The organism is Nocardia cyriacigeorgica, assembly GCF_005863245.1.
GTDB lineage: Bacteria > Actinomycetota > Actinomycetes > Mycobacteriales > Mycobacteriaceae > Nocardia > Nocardia cyriacigeorgica_C.
In genome coordinates this window covers 386,304-402,929 of record NZ_VBUT01000002.1, presented here as the reverse complement: position 1 = coordinate 402,929, position 16,626 = coordinate 386,304, and the positions used below count along the sequence as shown (strand labels likewise).

The window sequence follows — 16,626 nt, the reverse complement described above, 5'->3', positions numbered from 1 at the left end:
TCACCGCCCGAACTGCGGACGCGCGCGTAGCCCGTCGAGGATCTGGCTGCCGAGCATGGTGACATCGCCCGCGCCCATGGTGATCACCACGTCCCCGGGCAGCGCCAGCCCCGCCACCTGCCGTCCCACCCGGGACATATCGGGTTGGTAATGCACCGGTTTGGTGACCGACTGGGCCACCAGCGCGCCGTTGACGCCGGGCAGCGGCTCCTCGCGGGCGCCGTAGACGTCGAGCACCACCACCTCGTCGGCCAGGCCGAGCGCGGCGCCGAACTCCGTGGCGAAGGTCGCGGTGCGGCTGTAGAGATGCGGCTGGAACACCACGATCACCCGGCCGCGCCGCGAACGGGCACCGTCGGCGGCTTCCTGTTCGACCAGTGCCGCCGCGGCGCCGAGCACGGCGCGCACCTCGGTGGGATGGTGGGCGTAATCGTCGAAGACCCGCACGCCGTTCTCCCGGCCGACGAACTGGAACCGGCGGTGCACCCCGCCGAATCCCTCCAGGCCCTGGATGATCTCGTCGAGATCGGCGCCGGCGGCACGCGCGGCCAGCAGTGCGGCCAGCGCGTTGAGCGCCATATGCCTGCCGGGCACCGACAGCCGCAGGGTGCGCGGGGTGGTCTCGCCGTCGAGCTGGAATTGCGCCAATCCCCCGACATCGCGCGGCTCCCAGCTGTGCAGCCGGACCCCGACCGGCACCGGGGCATCGCTCAGATCGCCGGAACCGTAACCGAGGACCCGCACGCCCTTCTCGGCCAGCCGGTCACCGACGCGCTCGGCCAGCGCCCGCGAACCGGGGTCGTCGAGGCACACCACCAGCAGGCCGCCGGGGGCGAGCCGGTCGGCGAAATCGTCGAAGACCTGGGTGTAGGCCTCGTCGGAGCCGAAGTAGTCCAGGTGATCGGATTCGATATTGGTGACCACGGCGACGTCGGGGTCGTATTGCAGCAGTGAGCCGTCGCTCTCGTCGGCCTCGGCGACGAAGATGTCGCCACTGCCGTGGTGGGCGTTGGTGCCCGCCTCGTTGAGTTCACCGCCCACCGCGAAGGACGGGTCGACCCCGCAGTGCTGCAACGCCACGATCAGCATCGAGGTGGTTGAGGTCTTGCCGTGGGTGCCCGACACCAGCAGCGTGCGGTGCCCGCTCATCAGCGAGGCCAGCACGGCCGGTCGCAGCAGTACCGGGATGTCGCGCCGATTCGCCTCGACCAGTTCGGGATTGGTCTTGGGAATCGCGGCGTAGGTGGTGACCACCACGGTCGGGCCGCCGGGCAGCAGGTCCAGCGCGCTGGCGTCGTGGCCGATGCGCACCTGGGCGCCGCGGGCGCGCAGCGCGAGCACACCGCGGCTCTCCTTGGCATCGGAGCCGGACACCGCACCACCGCGGGAGAGCAGGATCCGGGCGATGCCGGACATCCCGGCGCCGCCGATGCCGACCATGTGCACCCGTTCGAGCAAGGGCGGCAGCGCGGCCCGCGCGTCGAGGCTGCTCGCGTCCCCGGTCATCGGCCCGCCACCCGGACGGCGATGCGGGCAACCTCGTCCGCGGCGTCGCGATGTCCGGCGCCTGCGGCGGCGCGGCCCATCTCGGTCAGCCGTGCGGGGTCCGTGAGCAGGGCAATCACCTCATCGATCACGTAGGAGGGCGTCAGCTGGGAGTCGGCCACAATTGTGCCACCACCGGCGGCGACGACGGGGCGGGCGTTGAGCTCCTGCTCCCCGTTACCGTGCGGCAGCGGCACATACACCGCGGGCAGCCCCACCGCGGACACCTCCGCCACCGTCATCGCGCCGGAGCGGCAGACCACCGCGTCGGCGGCGGCGTAGGCCAGATCCATCCGGGAAAGATAGGGCACCGCCACATAGGACGCCGACGGCGTGCCCGGCGGCAGTTCGAGGGTGTTCTTGGGGCCGTGCGCGTGCAGCACCGAGATCCCGGCGCCGGCCAGTTCCTTCGCCGCACCCGAGACCGCCTCGTTGAGCGTGCGCGCGCCCTGGGATCCGCCGAACACCAGCAGCACCGGGCCCTCGGCGGGCAGGCCGAAATGCGCGCGGGCCTCGGCACGCAGCGCGGCCCGGTCCAGCGAGGTGATGGCCGAGCGCACCGGAATACCGATGACCTCGGCACCGGTCAGCCCGGAATCCGGCACCGCGGCCAGCACCTTCGCCGCGACCCGCGCGCCGACCTTGTTGGCGATACCGGCCTTGGCGTTGGCCTCGTGCACCACCACCGGCACCGCGCGCCTGCGGCGCAGAACGCCGCGACCGGCGGCCAGGTAGGCGGGCAGCGCCACATAGCCGCCGAAACCGATGATCACATCGGCGTCGACCGCGTCGATGACGGCGCGCGCGGCGGCCACCGACGCGCGCACCCGTGCGGGCAGGCGCAGCAGGTCGGCGCTGAGTTTGCGGGGCAGCGGCACCGGCGGGATCAGCTCCAGCGGGTAGCCGCGCTCGGGCACCAGCGTCGTCTCGAGGCCGCGTGCGGTGCCGAGCGCGGTGACCCGGATCGACGGATCGAGCCGGCGCAGGGCGTCGGCGACGGCCATGGCCGGTTCGATATGGCCCGCGGTGCCGCCGCCGGCGACGATCACCGAGAGTGCCTTCCCCTGCGCGGCCGAGGTATTCCTCGCCTCGCTCACCGCGGTGTTCTCGTTCGCGGACTGGCGTGCACTCACCTGGATCTTCCTCGTTCTCTCGCGTGTGTGACCGGATAGTTCGGCTCCCAGGCGCGGGTCGCGCGCGCGGAGCTGGTGCCGCGGCTCTGCGCCGAGCGCCGCCGTGGTTCGGCGCCGCGTTGCCCGCCGGTGCGTGGCCTGCGCGCCGGCGGCGGTCCGCCCCGCTGCCCCGGCTTGGCCCGTGCGGCCGACCTGGCCCTGGCCGCCTCGGCCTTGGCCGGTGCGTACACCTCCGGTTTGGGCAGTCGAAGCAATCTACTGAACCGGCCGTCCTGGCCCGCGTGCAAGGCCGCGACCGCCTCGGGTTCATGCCTGGCGGCGTTGGCGATGATGCCGAACATCAGCAGCGTGATCGCCAGCGAGGAGCCACCGGCCGAGACCAGCGGCAGCTGCAATCCGGTCACCGGCAGCAGCCCGACGACGTAGCCGATATTGATCAGTGCCTGCCCGGTGATCCAGGTGGTCGCGGTAGCGGTCAGCAGCCGCAGGAACGGGTCGGCCGAGCGGGCGGCGATGCGCAGTCCGGTGTAGACGAACAGCGCGAACAGGCCGAGCACCAGCGCGCAGCCGAGGAAGCCGAGTTCCTCGCCGATGATGGCGAAGATGAAGTCGTTGTGGGAGTTGGGCAGATAGTTCCATTTGGCCCGGCTCTGGCCGAGCCCGCGGCCCCAGATGCCGCCGTCGGCGAGGGAGAACTTGGCCTGCATGGCCTGGTAGTTGATGCCCTGCGGGTCGTCACCGGGGTTGAAGAAGGCACGCATGCGGTCGGAGCGGTATCCCGCCGAGAGCGCGAGCACACCGGCGGCGATCACGCCGGAGATCGCGATCGTCACGAACAGCCGCACCGGCAGCCCGCCGAACCACAACAGTGCCGCGAGCACGATGCCGACGGCGATGGTGGTGGACAGGTTGGGCTGCAACACGATCAGCAGACACACCAGCAGGCCCGCGGGCACCAGCGGCACCAGGATGTCCTTGAGCGAGGCGTGCTCGGAGCGGCGCGAGGCCAGCAGGTGCGCACCCCACACCACCAGCGTCACCTTGACGATCTCCGAGGGCTGCACCGAGAACGCGCCCAGGTCGATCCAGCGGCGGGCGCCGTTGACCTGGGAGCCGATACCGGGAATCAGCACCAGCACCAGCGCGAGCACCGACAGCGCGAACAGCGGGAACGACAGCTGACGCATCCGCCGCAGCGGGATCCGCAGCGCCAGATAGAACAGCACCGCACCGAGCGCGGCGTAGACCGCCTGCTGGACGAACAGCGAATACGCCGACTTGCCGTCGGCGTAGGCCTCCACGCTCGACGCCGACAGCACCATCACCAGACCCAGCACGGTGAGCAGGGTGGCGATGGTGACGACGAGGTGGAACGAGGCCAGCGGACGCGCCAGCCAGGCGCCGAAGCGCGTGCCCGGCCGCGGAGCCCGGGCCGGGGTCACAGCCGCCGCCCGATGTCCCCGTCCTCCAGGGTGTGCACCGCGGCGGCGAAGCTACGGCCACGATGGGTGTAATCGGCGAACATATCCAGCGAGGCCGCGGCGGGGGCCAGCAGTACCGTGTCGCCGCGGCGGGCCAGTCCGGCCGCCGCGCGCACCGCCTGAGCCATCACCTCGTCGGCGGCGGATCTGCCCGCATCATCGTCACCCATGCCTGCATAGTCTCCCGAGGCCAGCTCCACCACGGGGACTTCGGGCGCGTGTCGCGCCAACGCGGATGCGATGACCTCCGCGTCGGTGCCGATCAGCACGGCCCCGACCAGCCGGTCGGCGACCTCTTCGATCAGGTCCTCCACGCCCGCGCCCTTGAGTTGCCCACCGGCCACCCACACCACCTGCGGATGCGCCAGGATCGACGACCGCGCGGCATGCGGATTGGTCGCCTTGGAATCGTCGATGAATTCGACGCCGCCCACCTCGCGCACGAACGCCGCCCGGTGCGGGCCGACCTTGTGTTCGACCAGGCCCTCCCGCACGAACTGCGGGGCCACGTCGATGGCCCTGGTCAGCGCGGCGGCGGCGAGGGCGTCGGCGACACCGGCCGGGCCGGGCGGGCTGATCTCCTTGGTCTCGGCCAGGATCGCGGCCTTGGTGAAGGCACGGTCGAGCAGTTTGCCGTCGACCACGCCGAGTTCACCGTCGGCGGGCACGCCGACCCGGAACCCGACGGTGCGTCTGGCCTTGGATTTGCGCGCCAGCGAGGCGGCCACCGGATCGTCGAGGCCGACCACGCCGACCCGGCCGACCAGCGCCCGCGCCTTGGCCGCGGCGTAGGCGTCGAGCCCGCCGTGCCAGTCGAGGTGATCCTCGGCGACATTGAGCACCACCCCGGCCTCGGGCCGCACCGACGGCGCCCAATGCAGCTGGAACGACGACAGTTCCACCGCGAGCACCTGCGGGCCCGGGTTGCGGCGCAGCGCGTCCAGGATGGGCAGCCCGATATTCCCGCAGGCCACACTGGGGATCCCGGCCGCGCGCAGGATCGAATGCACCATGTTGGTGGTGGTGGTTTTGCCGTTGGTTCCGGTCACCACCAGCCATTTGCGGACTTCGCCGTAGATGCGGGCCTGATCGACCCACCAGGCGAACTCCACATCGCCCCAGACCGGAATGCCTTCCGAGACCGCCGACACCAGCACCGGCGAGTCCGGCCGCCAGCCGGGACTGGTGATCACCAGCGCGAACCGGCTCCAGTCGGCGTGCTCGAGTTCGGCGCAGGTGGCGACCTCGAGGCCGAGTTCGGCGGCCTCGGCCAGCGCCTTGGCGCCGCCGTCGGTGACGACCGGTTTGGCACCGATGTCCTGCAGCGGCTCGATCAGCGAGCGCCCGGACACACCCCAACCGGCCACCAGCACCTCACGGCCACGCAGGAATTCGAGCATGGGGCCCGGTGAACGCAGGGCCCGCGGAGAATGTTCGACCATTGTCAGCTCACCCGACCGCGGAGAGGTATTCGCTGTAGAACAGGCCGAGTCCGACCGCCGACGCCATCGCGGCCAGCAACCAGAACCGGATGATCACCGTCGTCTCCGCCCATTTACTCAACTCGAAATGGTGATGGAACGGCGCCATCTTGAACAACCGGTTGCGGGTAGTGCGGAACACCGCGACCTGCAACACCACCGACGCCGCCTCGGCGACGAACAGCGCACCGATGACCACCATCAGCAGCTCGGTGCGGGTGGTGATGGACAGGCCGGCGAGCAGGCCACCCAGCGCCAGCGAGCCGGTATCGCCCATGAAGATCTTGGCCGGGGCCGCGTTCCACCACAGGAAACCCATGCACGCCGCGGCGCCGGCGGCGCACACCAGCGCCAGGTCCAGCGGGTCGCGCACGTTGTAGCAGCCGGTCTCCGGCTTGGTCTCGCAGGCGTGGTAGTACTGCCAGAACGTGATGATCACGTATCCGCCGAGCACCAGGCTCATCGATCCGGCGGCCAAGCCGTCGAGGCCGTCGGTGAGGTTGACCGCGTTCGACCAGGCCACCACCAGCAGGCAGACGAAGGCGAGGAACACGATCACGCCCATCGACACCGTGGTGATGTCGCGGACGTAGGACAGATGCCTGCTGGCCGGGGTCAGGCCGCTGGCGCCGCGGAACTGCAACGCCAGCACACCGAACACCACGGCGGCGGTGAGCTGGCCGATGTACTTACCGGCGGCGGTGAGGCCGAGATTGCGGCCTTTGCGGATCTTGATGAAGTCGTCGACGAATCCGACCGCGCCCAGCGCCGTGGCCAGGCCGAGCACCAGCAGCGCCGACGCCGACGGGCCCTCGGCGTCGTAGCCGATGCCGATCAGATGGGAACCGAGGTACCCGGCCCACATACCGATGATGATGGCGACACCACCCATGGTCGGCGTGCCGCGCTTGGCCTGATGGCTGGCCGGGCCGTCGACCCGGATCTCCTGGCCGAAGCCCTGTTTGGCGAACATCTTGATCAGCAGGGGCGTCAACAGAATCGACACCGCCAGCGCGATCCCCGCCGCGAACAGAATCTGTCTCATCGCACTGCCTCCGCGCTACCCCTGCGTCCATCCGGGCGCGTATCGCCGGTCAAATGCTCGGCGACGGCCCACAGGCCGACCGACTGCGACGCCTTGACCAGCACCACATCACCCGGCTCGACCGCGTCGTCGAGCAGCGCGATCGCCGCGCCGATATCGGGAACGAGGACCGATTCCTCGCCCCATGAGCCTTCCATCACCGCACCCTGATGCATCGCCCGGGACGGCCGTCCGGTGCCGACGACGACGAGCCGGTCGACGTCCAGACGCACCGCGAGCCGTCCGATGGCGTCGTGTTCGATCACCGACTCCTCGCCGAGTTCGGCCATCTCACCGAGCACCGCCCAGCTGCGGCGCGGGGTGTCACCGGCCTTGGACATGGTGACCAGCGCCTTGAGCGCGGCCCGCACCGAATCCGGGTTGGCGTTGTAGGAGTCGTTGACGACGGTGACGCCGTCGGCGGTGGTGCGCACATCCATCCGGCGGGCCGAGGCCGCGCGGGCACCCGACAGCGCCGCGACGATGGTGTCGAGGTCGGCGCCGCATTCCAGGGCCACGGCCACCGCCGACAACGCATTGCCGACCTGGTGTTCGCCGTGCACCGACAGTCGCACCCGCGCGCTGCCGGCCGGGGTGTGCAGGGTGAACTGCGCCCTGGCCTCGTCGTCGAGGACGATGTCGGTGGCGCGGATCTCGGCGCGTTCGGCCTGCCCGACCAGCACCACGCGGGCCTGGGTGCGGGAAGCCATGGCCGCGACCTGCTGGTCATCGGCGTTCAGTACGGCGAGGCCGGTCGGCGGCAGTGCCTCCACGAGTTCGCCCTTGGCCTTGGCGATCGCCTCGCGGCTGCCGAACTCGCCGAGGTGGGCGGTGCCGACATTGAGCACGACGCCGATGTTCGGCGGGGCGATCTTGGTGAGCGCGGCGATATGGCCGACACCGCGCGCCGACAGCTCCAGCACCAGGAAGCGGGTCGTCTCATCGGCACGCAAGGCCGTCCACGGATGGCCGAGTTCGTTGTTGAACGAGCCGGGTGGCGCGACCACCGGGCCCAGCGGCGCCAGTACGGCGGCCAGCAGGTCCTTGGTCGAGGTCTTACCGGAGGACCCGGTCACACCGACGACGGTCAAACCGCCTGCTGCGACCAGCCGTTCAACACTCGCGCGCGCCAGCTTCGCCAGCGCCGACAGCACCGCCGCACCGGAACCATCGGTATCGCCTGCCACCACCGCCGAATTCGCGGGCAGCGTACCGGGACTGGGCGCGACCACGATCGCGGGCACCCCCACCGGACGCGCGGCCAGCACCGCGACCGCACCGGCCTCGACGGCCGCCGCCGCGTAATCGTGGCCGTCGGCGCGCTCACCCGGGAGGGCGAGGAAAACATCTCCGGGACCGATTCTGCGCGAGTCGAATTCGACCGAACCGGTCACCGTCACCTCCGGGTCCGCGACGTCGTGCAGCGTGCCGCCGACGACGTCCGCGATATCCCGCAGTGTCATCTCGATCATGAAACCGTCAAGTCCTCCGCGTCCGAACCCTGCGGACTTCGCTGCTGTATCGCGGCCGCGAGCACCTCGCGGTCGTCGAACGGGTGCTTCACCCCGTGGATCTCCTGCCCTGCCTCGTGTCCCTTGCCCGCGACCAGCACCACGTCACCGGCGCGGGCCCAGGCCACCGCCGCCTCGATGGCAGCGGCCCGGTCGCCGATTTCGCGGACCTCGCCGCGTTCGGATTCCGGCACACCGAGCGCGCCTGTGCGCAGGGCGGCCCGGATGGCCGCCGGATCCTCGGTGCGCGGATTGTCGTCGGTAATGATCAGCAGATCGGCGCCGCGCGCACCGGCCGCGCCCATCAACGTGCGTTTGCCGGCATCGCGGTCGCCGCCCGCGCCGACCACCACCGCGAGCCTGCCGCCCGCGCCCGCGTCGGCCAGATGCGCACGCAGCGTGGCGATCACCGATTCGACCGCGGCCGGTTTGTGCGCGTAGTCGACCAGCGCCAGGAAATCCTGACCGCGCTCCACCCGCTGCATCCGTCCCGGCACGTCGACGGTGGCCAAGGCGGGCGCGGCCACCGCGGGCTCGACACCCGCCGCCGCGCACACCGCCAGCGCGAGCAGCCCGTTGGCGACGTTGTAGCGGCCCGGAAGCCGCAGGCGCACAGCGGTTTCCCCGTGCGGGCCCGCCGCGGTGAATTCCTGTTCGCCGCCGTGGGTGCGCACCGGGCCGGTGACCTGCCAGTCGGCGGGACCGGTGGTGGCGACGGTGATCGGCGCGTCCAGCCCGTCGGCCAGGCGCCTGCCCCATTCGTCGTCGACGCAGATCACCGAGGTGCGCGCGGCCACCGGCGACTGCGGCTCGAACAGCCTGCGCTTGGCGGCGAAGTAATCCTCGAAGTCGGCATGGAAATCCAGGTGGTCCTGGGACAGGTTGGTGAACCCGCCCACGTCGAACCGCACGCCGTCGACCCGGCCGAGCGCCAGCGCATGGCTGGACACCTCCATCACCACCGCGTCCACGCCCTGCTCGACCATCAGCGCGAACATCGCGTGCAGCTGCGGCGCCTCCGGCGTGGTCAGCGCGCTCGGCACCCGGCGTCCGCCGATGCGGGTCTCGATGGTGCCGATCAGGGCGGTCGACAACCCGGCGGCGGCCAGGCCCGCCTCCACCAGATAGGAGGTGGTGGTCTTGCCGGAGGTCCCGGTGATGCCGACGATGCGCAGCCGATCCGAGGGATGGCCGTAGATCGCGGCTGACAGCTCGCCGAGCACCTCGCGCGGGCGTTCCCGCACCAGCACCGGCACCCCCAGCTCACCGGCGAGTTCGGCGCCCTCGGCATCGGTGAACACCGCCACCGCGCCACGCTCGACGGCGGCGCGGGCGAACCGCGCGCCGTGCGCCTTGGCGCCGGGCAGGGCGGCGAACAGGTCGCCGGGGACGACCGCGTCCGAACGCTGTTCGATACCGGTGATCACCAGGCCGGACGGCAGGTCCGAGCGCAGCTCGGCGCCGGTCAGATCCAGCAGGTCGGGCAGCGTCGACGACGTCGGCTCGGCCGGTCGTAGCGCGTGCTGGCTGGACTGCGCGGGCACAAGGTTCCTCTCTGCGATTTGTGGTGCGTACACCGACGACGAGTCAGGTTACCGACGCCGGCTTCCGGGCAGGCAACGCGGTTCACGGATTCGGGTCCCCCGCACCCGAGCCTGCCCACCGCGACACCGGTCGCGGCAGGTCCAGCGGTTGCGGGCAGTGCCATGAACTCACGAGGCCTGCAGCACGAAACGCCTGGCAGGCTCGGTGGAGGGCGGGATGCGGTCGCGCTGCAACGCCCAGGAGGCGATGTTGTGGAACAGCGGCGCCGCGGACTGCCCGCCGCTGCCGTCGGCGCTGCGCACCGGGGCGTCGAGCATCATGCCGATGACGTAGCGCGGGTCGTCGGCCGGTGCCATCCCGGCGAAGGTGATCCAGTACGACGAGGTCGAATAGCAGCCGCAGGCCGGGTCGACCTTCTGCGCGGTGCCCGTCTTGCCCGCGATCCGGTAGCCCTCGATCGCGGCGGGGACGCCGGTGCCCATCTGCACGCCCATCGGGTCGCGCTGCACAACGGCCTGGAACATGGTGCGCAGGGTTTGTGCGGTCTGCGGGCTGACCACCCGCACGCCCTCGGGGGTCGGTTCCTCGATGCGGGTGCCTTCGGGGCCGGGCGCGATCTTCGCCCGCACGATGCGCGGCGGGATGCGCAGGCCGTCATTGGCGATGGCCTGGTACATGCTGGTCATCTGCAAGGTTGTCATCGAAAGGCCCTGGCCGATCGGCAGGTTCGCGAAGGTGCCGCCGGACCACTGGTCGCGGGCAGGCAGCAGACCCGGACTCTCGCCCGGCAGGCCGACGCCGGTGCGCTGGCCGAGGCCGAACCGGGTGAGCATGTCGGCGAAGCGGTCCTCACCCACGCGCTGGGCGAGCATCAGCGTGCCGACATTGGACGACTTCCCGAAGATCCCGGTGGTGGTGTAGGGCGCGACGCCGTGTTCCCAGGCATCGCCGACGGTGACGCCCGCCATGTGGATCCGGCCGGGCACCTGATGCACCTCGTCGGGGGTGGTGAGCCCGTATTCGATGGCGGCCGCGGCGGTGACGATCTTGTTCACCGAGCCGGGCTCGAACGCATGCGTCACCGACGGGTTGTCCAGCGCCTCCGGTTTCCAATGTTCGGGCTCGAGCGACGGATTGAAGGTGTTGTCGTTGGCCATCGCCAGCACCTGACCGGTCTTGGCGTCCAGCACCACCGCCGACGCCGATTTCGCCCCGGACAGATCCTTGGCCTGCTGCACCTGCTGCTGGACGTAGTACTGGAGATCCGAATCCAGGGTGAGTTCGACACCGTAGCCGTTGACGGCGGGCACCCGGTCGCGCCAGCTACCGGGGATCACCGCGCCGTCGGCGCCGCGATCGTAGGTGTGTGAGCCGTCGGTGCCCGCGAGCACCGAATCCATCGACGATTCCAGCCCGATCTGGCCGTGGCCGTCCCAGCCGACGGCGCCGATGATATTGGCGGCCAGCGATCCGCCCGGGTACTCGCGCGGATTCTGCGAGTCCGCGCCGACCTCCTTGAACTCGACCACGATCTCGGCGGCGATACGCGGATCGACATTGCGGGCCAGATACACGAACTGCTCGTCGCTGTTGAGCAGTTCCAGCAGCTTCTTCTCGCTCGGCCCCTTGTCGCCGAGTTTCTCGTGAATGGTGGCGGCGATATCGCGCAGCCGCTGCTCGGGATCGGGCGCGGAATCGTCCTTGGCCTTGGCCTCGGCCAGATCCTTGCGCACCTTCACCGGCTGGAAGTGCAGCTCCTTGGCGGTGACGGTGAACGCCAGCGCCTTGCCGTTGCGGTCGGTGATCGGCCCGCGCATGGCCTCGTCCACCCAGTGCGCGGTGCGCTGGCTGGCCGCCTGCGCCGACAGCCCCGGCGCGGAAATGCTCTGCACCCACAGCAATTGGATCGCGACGACGGCGAGCGCGCCGAGCATCGCGATCCGTCCCACCCCCAACCGCATCCGCACCGGCCGGTCCAGCTGCGGCGTCGCCGGCCTGCGTCTGTTCACCGGCCCGCGACGGGAACGCTTCGCGGGTCCGGGCCGCCTCATCGCGCGGCCTCGCCCGCGGTCGGCCGCGCGGGTGGCTGCCCGGGAGCGTTCTCGATGAGAGCCGGTGCGGCGGGGGCGGATTCAGCCGGTGGATGTGCTGGGTCCGCTGGTGCGGGAGCCTGGGCGCCCGGCTGCGTGTCGGCGACCGGAGCCGGGACGGGAGCGTCTGCCGGAGCAGGGACGGCCTGGCCCTGCGCAGGAGCCGGGTTCGACGCCGCGACAGGGACGCTGGACGCGGGGACCGGTACTTCGACAGCGACCTGCTGCTGACGTGCCGCGGGTGCGGCGACTCCCGCGGCGGGGGCCGAGGCAGCGACTTGCCCAGGCATCTGCGCGGGGGCGGCGGGCCCGGACGCGGGGGCGGGCGTCCCAGCAGCCGGAGCAGCCGGTGACTGCGCGATCGGTGTGGGAGCAGCTGCGGGGGCGTTGGCCGGTGCGACCGCGGCAGGGTTCGGTGCGGCAGCGGGAGCAGGCGCCGGCGCAGGAGGCGCGGGCGCTTCAGCGGCCGGGACCGGCGCAGTGTCGGCCGGTGGAGCCGGCGCGGCGGCCGGCGCGGGCGCGGGACCGGCGGCCGGAGCGCCGGCAGCTGCGGGTGCGGGTGCGGCAGCCGGGTCGGCCGGTGCGGGGGCCACGGCCGGATCGGCAGGCGCGGGGGCCGCGGCTCCTGCCGGAGAGGGAGCAGGCGCAGGTGCAGCAGTCGGAGCAGGTGCAGCGGCCGGAGCAGGTGCAGCGGCCGGAGCGGGGGCCGCGGCGGGCGCGGGGGCCGCTTCCCCAGCCGGCGCCGGTCCCCCGGCGGCCGCCGGGCCTGCTGCGCCTTCGGGAGCCGGAACGCCTGCGGCCGGCGGGTTCGGCGCGGGCGCGGGGTTCGGCGCGGGCGGCGCCAACTCGGCACCCACCGGCGGGGCCGCGTTGATCTGGGCGCCGCCGGGACGCTCGGCGGGGGCGCGGGGCGTCGAGGTGACCGGGACGACGCGCTCGCCATGGCTCTGCGGGGTACCGGGGCGGTCCGCGGCGCGGGTGGGCGGCGGGTTCAGCGGCGGCACCGGGGCGCCCTCGGCGGGCTTCGGGTCGCCGATGACGATGATGGAGCCGTCGGGCGCGACCACCAGGCGGGCCGGGTCCTTGGCCGGGATCATGCCGAGTTCCCTGGCCCGCGCGGCGAGTTCGGGCGCCGAGTCGGCGGCCTCCACTTCCCGTTGCAGGGCGGCCCGCTCGTCGGCGAGGGTCTGGTTCAGCTTCCTGGCATCGCTGAGCAGGTAGCTGTCCTCGGCGGCGCGGGTGGTGAGCAGCAGGGTGAGGGCGAGACCGCATGCGAGCAAGGCCAGGATCGCCGCGACGAACGGGATGCGGGTGGCCATGACCGAGCCGCGCGGCAGCACCGCGTCGAGGGCGCCAGCCCCTTCGGCGCGCAGCTTGCGGCGGGCGTAGGCGCGTTGCGCCGCACCCGATTTCACCCGCCCGGCGGCCTGCACTCGGCGGGCGATCCGCCCGGGCTCGGCGACGGTCGGTGTCCGTACGCTCACGCTGCGCCCTCCTGAATCCGTTCCGCCGCGCGCATCCGAACCGGGGCGGCGCGCGGGTTCTCCTCGATCTCTGCTTCGGTGGCCTGTTCGGCGCCGCGGGTGAGCAACCGGAATTCCGGCCCCATCCCGGGCAGTTCCATCGGCAGGCCGACCGGCGTGCGCGAGGCCGCACGCTGAGCCAGTTCGTGTTTGACGACGCGGTCCTCGAGCGACTGATACGACATGACGACGATCCGCCCGCCCACGCGCAGCGCGTTCAGCGCCGCGGGCAGGGCGGCGCGCAGCGATTCCAGCTCACCGTTGACCTCGATCCGCAACGCCTGGAAGGTGCGTTTGGCCGGATGCCCGCCGGTGCGCCGGGTGGCGGCGGGGATGGCGTCGTAGAGCAGTTCGACCAGCTGGGCGCTGGTGGCGAACGGCCGCTGCTGCCTGCGCCGCACGATCTCGCTGGCGATGCGGCCCGCGAAGCGTTCCTCGCCATAGGTTTTCAGGATCCGCGCCAGCTCGCCGTGGCTGTAGGTGTTGAGCACGTCGGCGGCGGTAAGGCCGGTGGTCGGATCCATCCGCATGTCCAGCGGAGCGTCGACGGAATAGGCGAAGCCGCGGTCGGTCTCGTCCAGCTGCATGGACGAGACACCGAGGTCCATCAGGATGGCGCTGACCGAACCTGTTGCGGGCAGCCCCGCCTCGGCGAGGGCGTCGGGGATGCCGTCGTATCGGGTGTGCACCAGGGTGATTCGGTCTTCGTAGGGCCGCAGCCGCTCGCCCGCCAGCGCGAGGGCTTCGGTGTCGCGGTCGAGCCCGACCAGCCGGATCCGCGGATAGGTGCGCAGGAAATGTTCGGCGTGCCCGCCCAATCCGAGGGTGGCGTCGAGGTAGACGGCGCCGGGCTCGCCGAGCGCGGGTCCGAGCAGTTCGTCGGCGCGCCGGAGCAGGACCGGGACATGGCGCGGGCCGTGCTGTTCACGGTTCACCTCGACCTCCCGGATCTTGCCTCGCTTCGTCACGCACCGATATCGGGTCGCCTTGTTCCGCAGCGTTTTCGGAGAACACCGCGGGTAGATGGGTAGTGCTGTCGTGAGTGATTGCTCTGGATTGCGGAGCAGCGAACGCTGCGGGATTCGGACCGGATGTCGGTGACGAATGCCCCGTGGTCTCTGACCGAAGCGGCACCTGGCGTCGGGGAAGTACGTCAGGGTCCGCATCCGGGCAGAGGCCGCGTGGCACTCGTACGGGCTAGAAGATCCCGCCCAGCGACTCGTCTCTCGCTTGTGCGTAGTCCTCCTCGTGTTCGGCGAGGTAGGACTCCCACGCCTGCTTGTCCCATATTTCGAGGAAGTCGACCGAACCGATCACCACGCAATCCCGTGACAGGTTGGCGTAGCGACGATGATCCGCCGACAGCACGATCCGGCCCTGAGCGTCCGGACGCTGTTCGTCCGTGCCTGCCGCGAGAGCCCGGACGAACGCCCGTGCCTGCGGGTTGCTCCGAGACGCCGCCGCGGCCCGCCGCGCGAGCGCGGTGAACTCCTCTTTGGGGTACACGGCAAGGCTGTGGTCCTGCCCCTTCGTGACCATCAACCCTCCCGCCAGATCGTCTCGAAACTTCGCAGGCAACGTGAGTCGCCCTTTGTCGTCCAATCGAGGTGTGTAGGTACCGAGAAACAACTCGACACCTCCCTACCGGACCACCTCGATCACGCATGGCCGGAACTCGCTCCGGCCGAGCGCCTTACGGCCTCTCCTGTAGTGCGCGCTCCACATTACCCCACTTTCCCCCACTTTCAATCGAAACACGGGGTGATCTGGCTCCCCGCTTTCGCGATTCCGCAGGTCATCCCAGCTATCACTGTGTGGAAGAACTTTTCCGGCGCTTCACCTCCCCGCGCGCGTCCGGATCGGACCACCCCGACAACAACCAGCAAACTCCCTGGTGTGCCCCCGAATCGGGGGGCGGTGGGGGAAGGTGGGGCGCGACCGTGGGGCGATGTGGGGCGCAGCGGGTCGCGTCATCCCATGCCGACCGGTCGGCCCGACACGCCGTGGGCGCCAAGGGGTATGGACAGACAGACGAACGGCGGTGCGGCACCGGGAATCCGGTACCGCACCGCCGTTCGCAGTAAACCTCGGGCGAGCGGGGGCTTACTCCTGCTCGAACCTTCTGCGGAAGCGATCTTCCATGCGCTCGGAGAAGCCGCCGGACCGGCGCTGACGCCCGCGCCCACCGGAGCCGGGGCCGGACGGACCGCTCGACGGCACGTCGCCACCGCGATCACTGCCGCCGGCCTTCTTGGAGCCACCGAGCAGCAGCAGCACTCCGGCACCGAACATGACGATGAATCCGATCAGGCTGATGATCGGGAAGCCGCCCGGCTTCACCGGTGCGGCGATACCTGCGACGAGTAGGAACAGGCCGAGGACGAACAAGGCGGCGGCCTGGAGTCTGCGTCTACTCGAGGTCGTTCGAAGGCGTCCGCCGCGGACGGACGAGGCGAACTTCGGATCCTCAGCATAGAGCGCGCTCTCGATCTGTTCGAGCATGCGCTGCTCGTGCTCGGAGAGTGGCACGGTACCTCCCCCGGCACTAGGACGTGGCTGTCGCCTCCGGGTAGGCGACAGATAGCCGGCCTTGGCGGCTATCTGTCTCCAATGATACGAGTTCGATCAGGGCCGTACCACCTACTCGCCGATAACTCGCGGGCCGATCCCGAACTCGGGCTCCGCCGGGCCACGCAAACGGGCCGCGGGCGCGATCAAATCCTCCACGTCGTGCAGGAACGCACCGACCCGCGAGTAGAACTCGTCGGCCTGGGTGTGGCCTATCTCGCGGGGCAGGCCGGCCTCGAGCGCCGCGCGCGTCTCGGAATGGGCGCTGAAGTAGTCGGCCCACATCACGAATTCCGGGGCGGCGCGTTGCAGCATCACCCAGGCATTGCGCGAGCGCGCTCGCGGGGCCGCGTCGGCGCCGGTGGCCGCGAGCACGGCGCCCGCCCCGCGCAGGGCGGCCAGGTAGGCGGTGCGGAAACGTTCGCGTGGATCGTGCTCCCCCGCCGCTTCCATCAAAAGCCCGTCGGCGCGGCGCAGCAGCATGCCCGCGCGCCCGGGCCGGCCCGGATGAACGTTTCGACCAGACATCAGCCGTCCCTCCACCAGTCGCACACCCCGGTCCGAGACCGATGGCCGACCGGACGGTCGGCACCGCACGAACCGAACAGGTATTCGAACGTTTGAATTGAGCTTGAATATAGAGACGACCACCGACATGTTTTCCC

The 16,626-nt window shown here is 71.0% G+C and carries 13 protein-coding genes; all 13 read right to left on the bottom strand.

All coding sequences use genetic code 11. From position 1 onward, the window contains the following. On the bottom strand, window positions 1-1,506 hold the full coding sequence (gene murC / locus FEK34_RS05070) for a UDP-N-acetylmuramate--L-alanine ligase (RefSeq protein WP_138446663.1): 1,506 nt from the start codon (window positions 1,504-1,506) through the stop codon (window positions 1-3). Then, on the bottom strand, window positions 1,503-2,549 hold the full coding sequence (murG, locus tag FEK34_RS05065; protein WP_249358825.1) for an undecaprenyldiphospho-muramoylpentapeptide beta-N-acetylglucosaminyltransferase: 1,047 nt from the start codon (window positions 2,547-2,549) through the stop codon (window positions 1,503-1,505). The genes murC and murG overlap by 4 nt, the downstream gene beginning before the upstream one ends. A gap of 125 nt (window positions 2,550-2,674) precedes the next feature. Next, window positions 2,675-4,120 (bottom strand): putative lipid II flippase FtsW, encoded by a 1,446-nt coding sequence (gene ftsW / locus FEK34_RS05060; RefSeq protein WP_138446662.1) that lies wholly within the window; start codon window positions 4,118-4,120, stop codon window positions 2,675-2,677. Continuing rightward, window positions 4,117-5,559 carry a UDP-N-acetylmuramoyl-L-alanine--D-glutamate ligase gene (murD, locus tag FEK34_RS05055; protein WP_138446955.1) on the bottom strand — a complete coding sequence of 481 codons (1,443 nt, stop codon included), beginning with the start codon at window positions 5,557-5,559 and terminating at the stop codon, window positions 4,117-4,119. The genes ftsW and murD overlap by 4 nt, the downstream gene beginning before the upstream one ends. Window positions 5,560-5,608: 49 nt before the next feature. Then, window positions 5,609-6,685 carry a phospho-N-acetylmuramoyl-pentapeptide-transferase gene (gene mraY, locus FEK34_RS05050; RefSeq protein WP_138446661.1) on the bottom strand — a complete coding sequence of 359 codons (1,077 nt, stop codon included), beginning with the start codon at window positions 6,683-6,685 and terminating at the stop codon, window positions 5,609-5,611. After that, window positions 6,682-8,196 (bottom strand): UDP-N-acetylmuramoyl-tripeptide--D-alanyl-D-alanine ligase, encoded by a 1,515-nt coding sequence (locus tag FEK34_RS05045; protein ID WP_138446660.1) that lies wholly within the window; start codon window positions 8,194-8,196, stop codon window positions 6,682-6,684. Before FEK34_RS05045 ends, mraY begins: the two co-directional genes overlap by 4 nt. Beyond that, window positions 8,193-9,779 carry a UDP-N-acetylmuramoyl-L-alanyl-D-glutamate--2,6-diaminopimelate ligase gene (locus FEK34_RS05040; RefSeq protein WP_138446659.1) on the bottom strand — a complete coding sequence of 529 codons (1,587 nt, stop codon included), beginning with the start codon at window positions 9,777-9,779 and terminating at the stop codon, window positions 8,193-8,195. Before FEK34_RS05040 ends, FEK34_RS05045 begins: the two co-directional genes overlap by 4 nt. Window positions 9,780-9,947: 168 nt before the next feature. Beyond that, entirely contained in the window at window positions 9,948-11,831 is a 1,884-nt protein-coding gene (locus tag FEK34_RS05035; RefSeq protein ID WP_138446658.1) for a peptidoglycan D,D-transpeptidase FtsI family protein, read from the bottom strand. Further along, complete coding sequence (locus FEK34_RS30365; RefSeq protein ID WP_212748701.1) at window positions 11,828-13,354, bottom strand: hypothetical protein; 1,527 nt, start codon at window positions 13,352-13,354, stop codon at window positions 11,828-11,830. Before FEK34_RS30365 ends, FEK34_RS05035 begins: the two co-directional genes overlap by 4 nt. Beyond that, entirely contained in the window at window positions 13,351-14,328 is a 978-nt protein-coding gene (gene rsmH / locus FEK34_RS05020) for a 16S rRNA (cytosine(1402)-N(4))-methyltransferase RsmH (protein ID WP_138446954.1), read from the bottom strand. Before rsmH ends, FEK34_RS30365 begins: the two co-directional genes overlap by 4 nt. Window positions 14,329-14,590: 262 nt before the next feature. Then, window positions 14,591-15,022, bottom strand: a complete 432-nt coding sequence (mraZ, locus tag FEK34_RS05015; protein WP_036535307.1) for a division/cell wall cluster transcriptional repressor MraZ — start codon at window positions 15,020-15,022, stop codon at window positions 14,591-14,593. A 474-nt stretch (window positions 15,023-15,496) separates the two neighbouring features. Then, a complete protein-coding gene (locus FEK34_RS05010) occupies window positions 15,497-15,922 on the bottom strand; it encodes a DUF3040 domain-containing protein (RefSeq protein ID WP_138446657.1) in 426 nt (141 codons plus the stop codon). Window positions 15,923-16,033: 111 nt separating this feature from the next. Then, complete coding sequence (locus FEK34_RS05005) at window positions 16,034-16,489, bottom strand: SAV_6107 family HEPN domain-containing protein (protein ID WP_249358363.1); 456 nt, start codon at window positions 16,487-16,489, stop codon at window positions 16,034-16,036. Window positions 16,490-16,626: the final 137 nt, after the last annotated feature.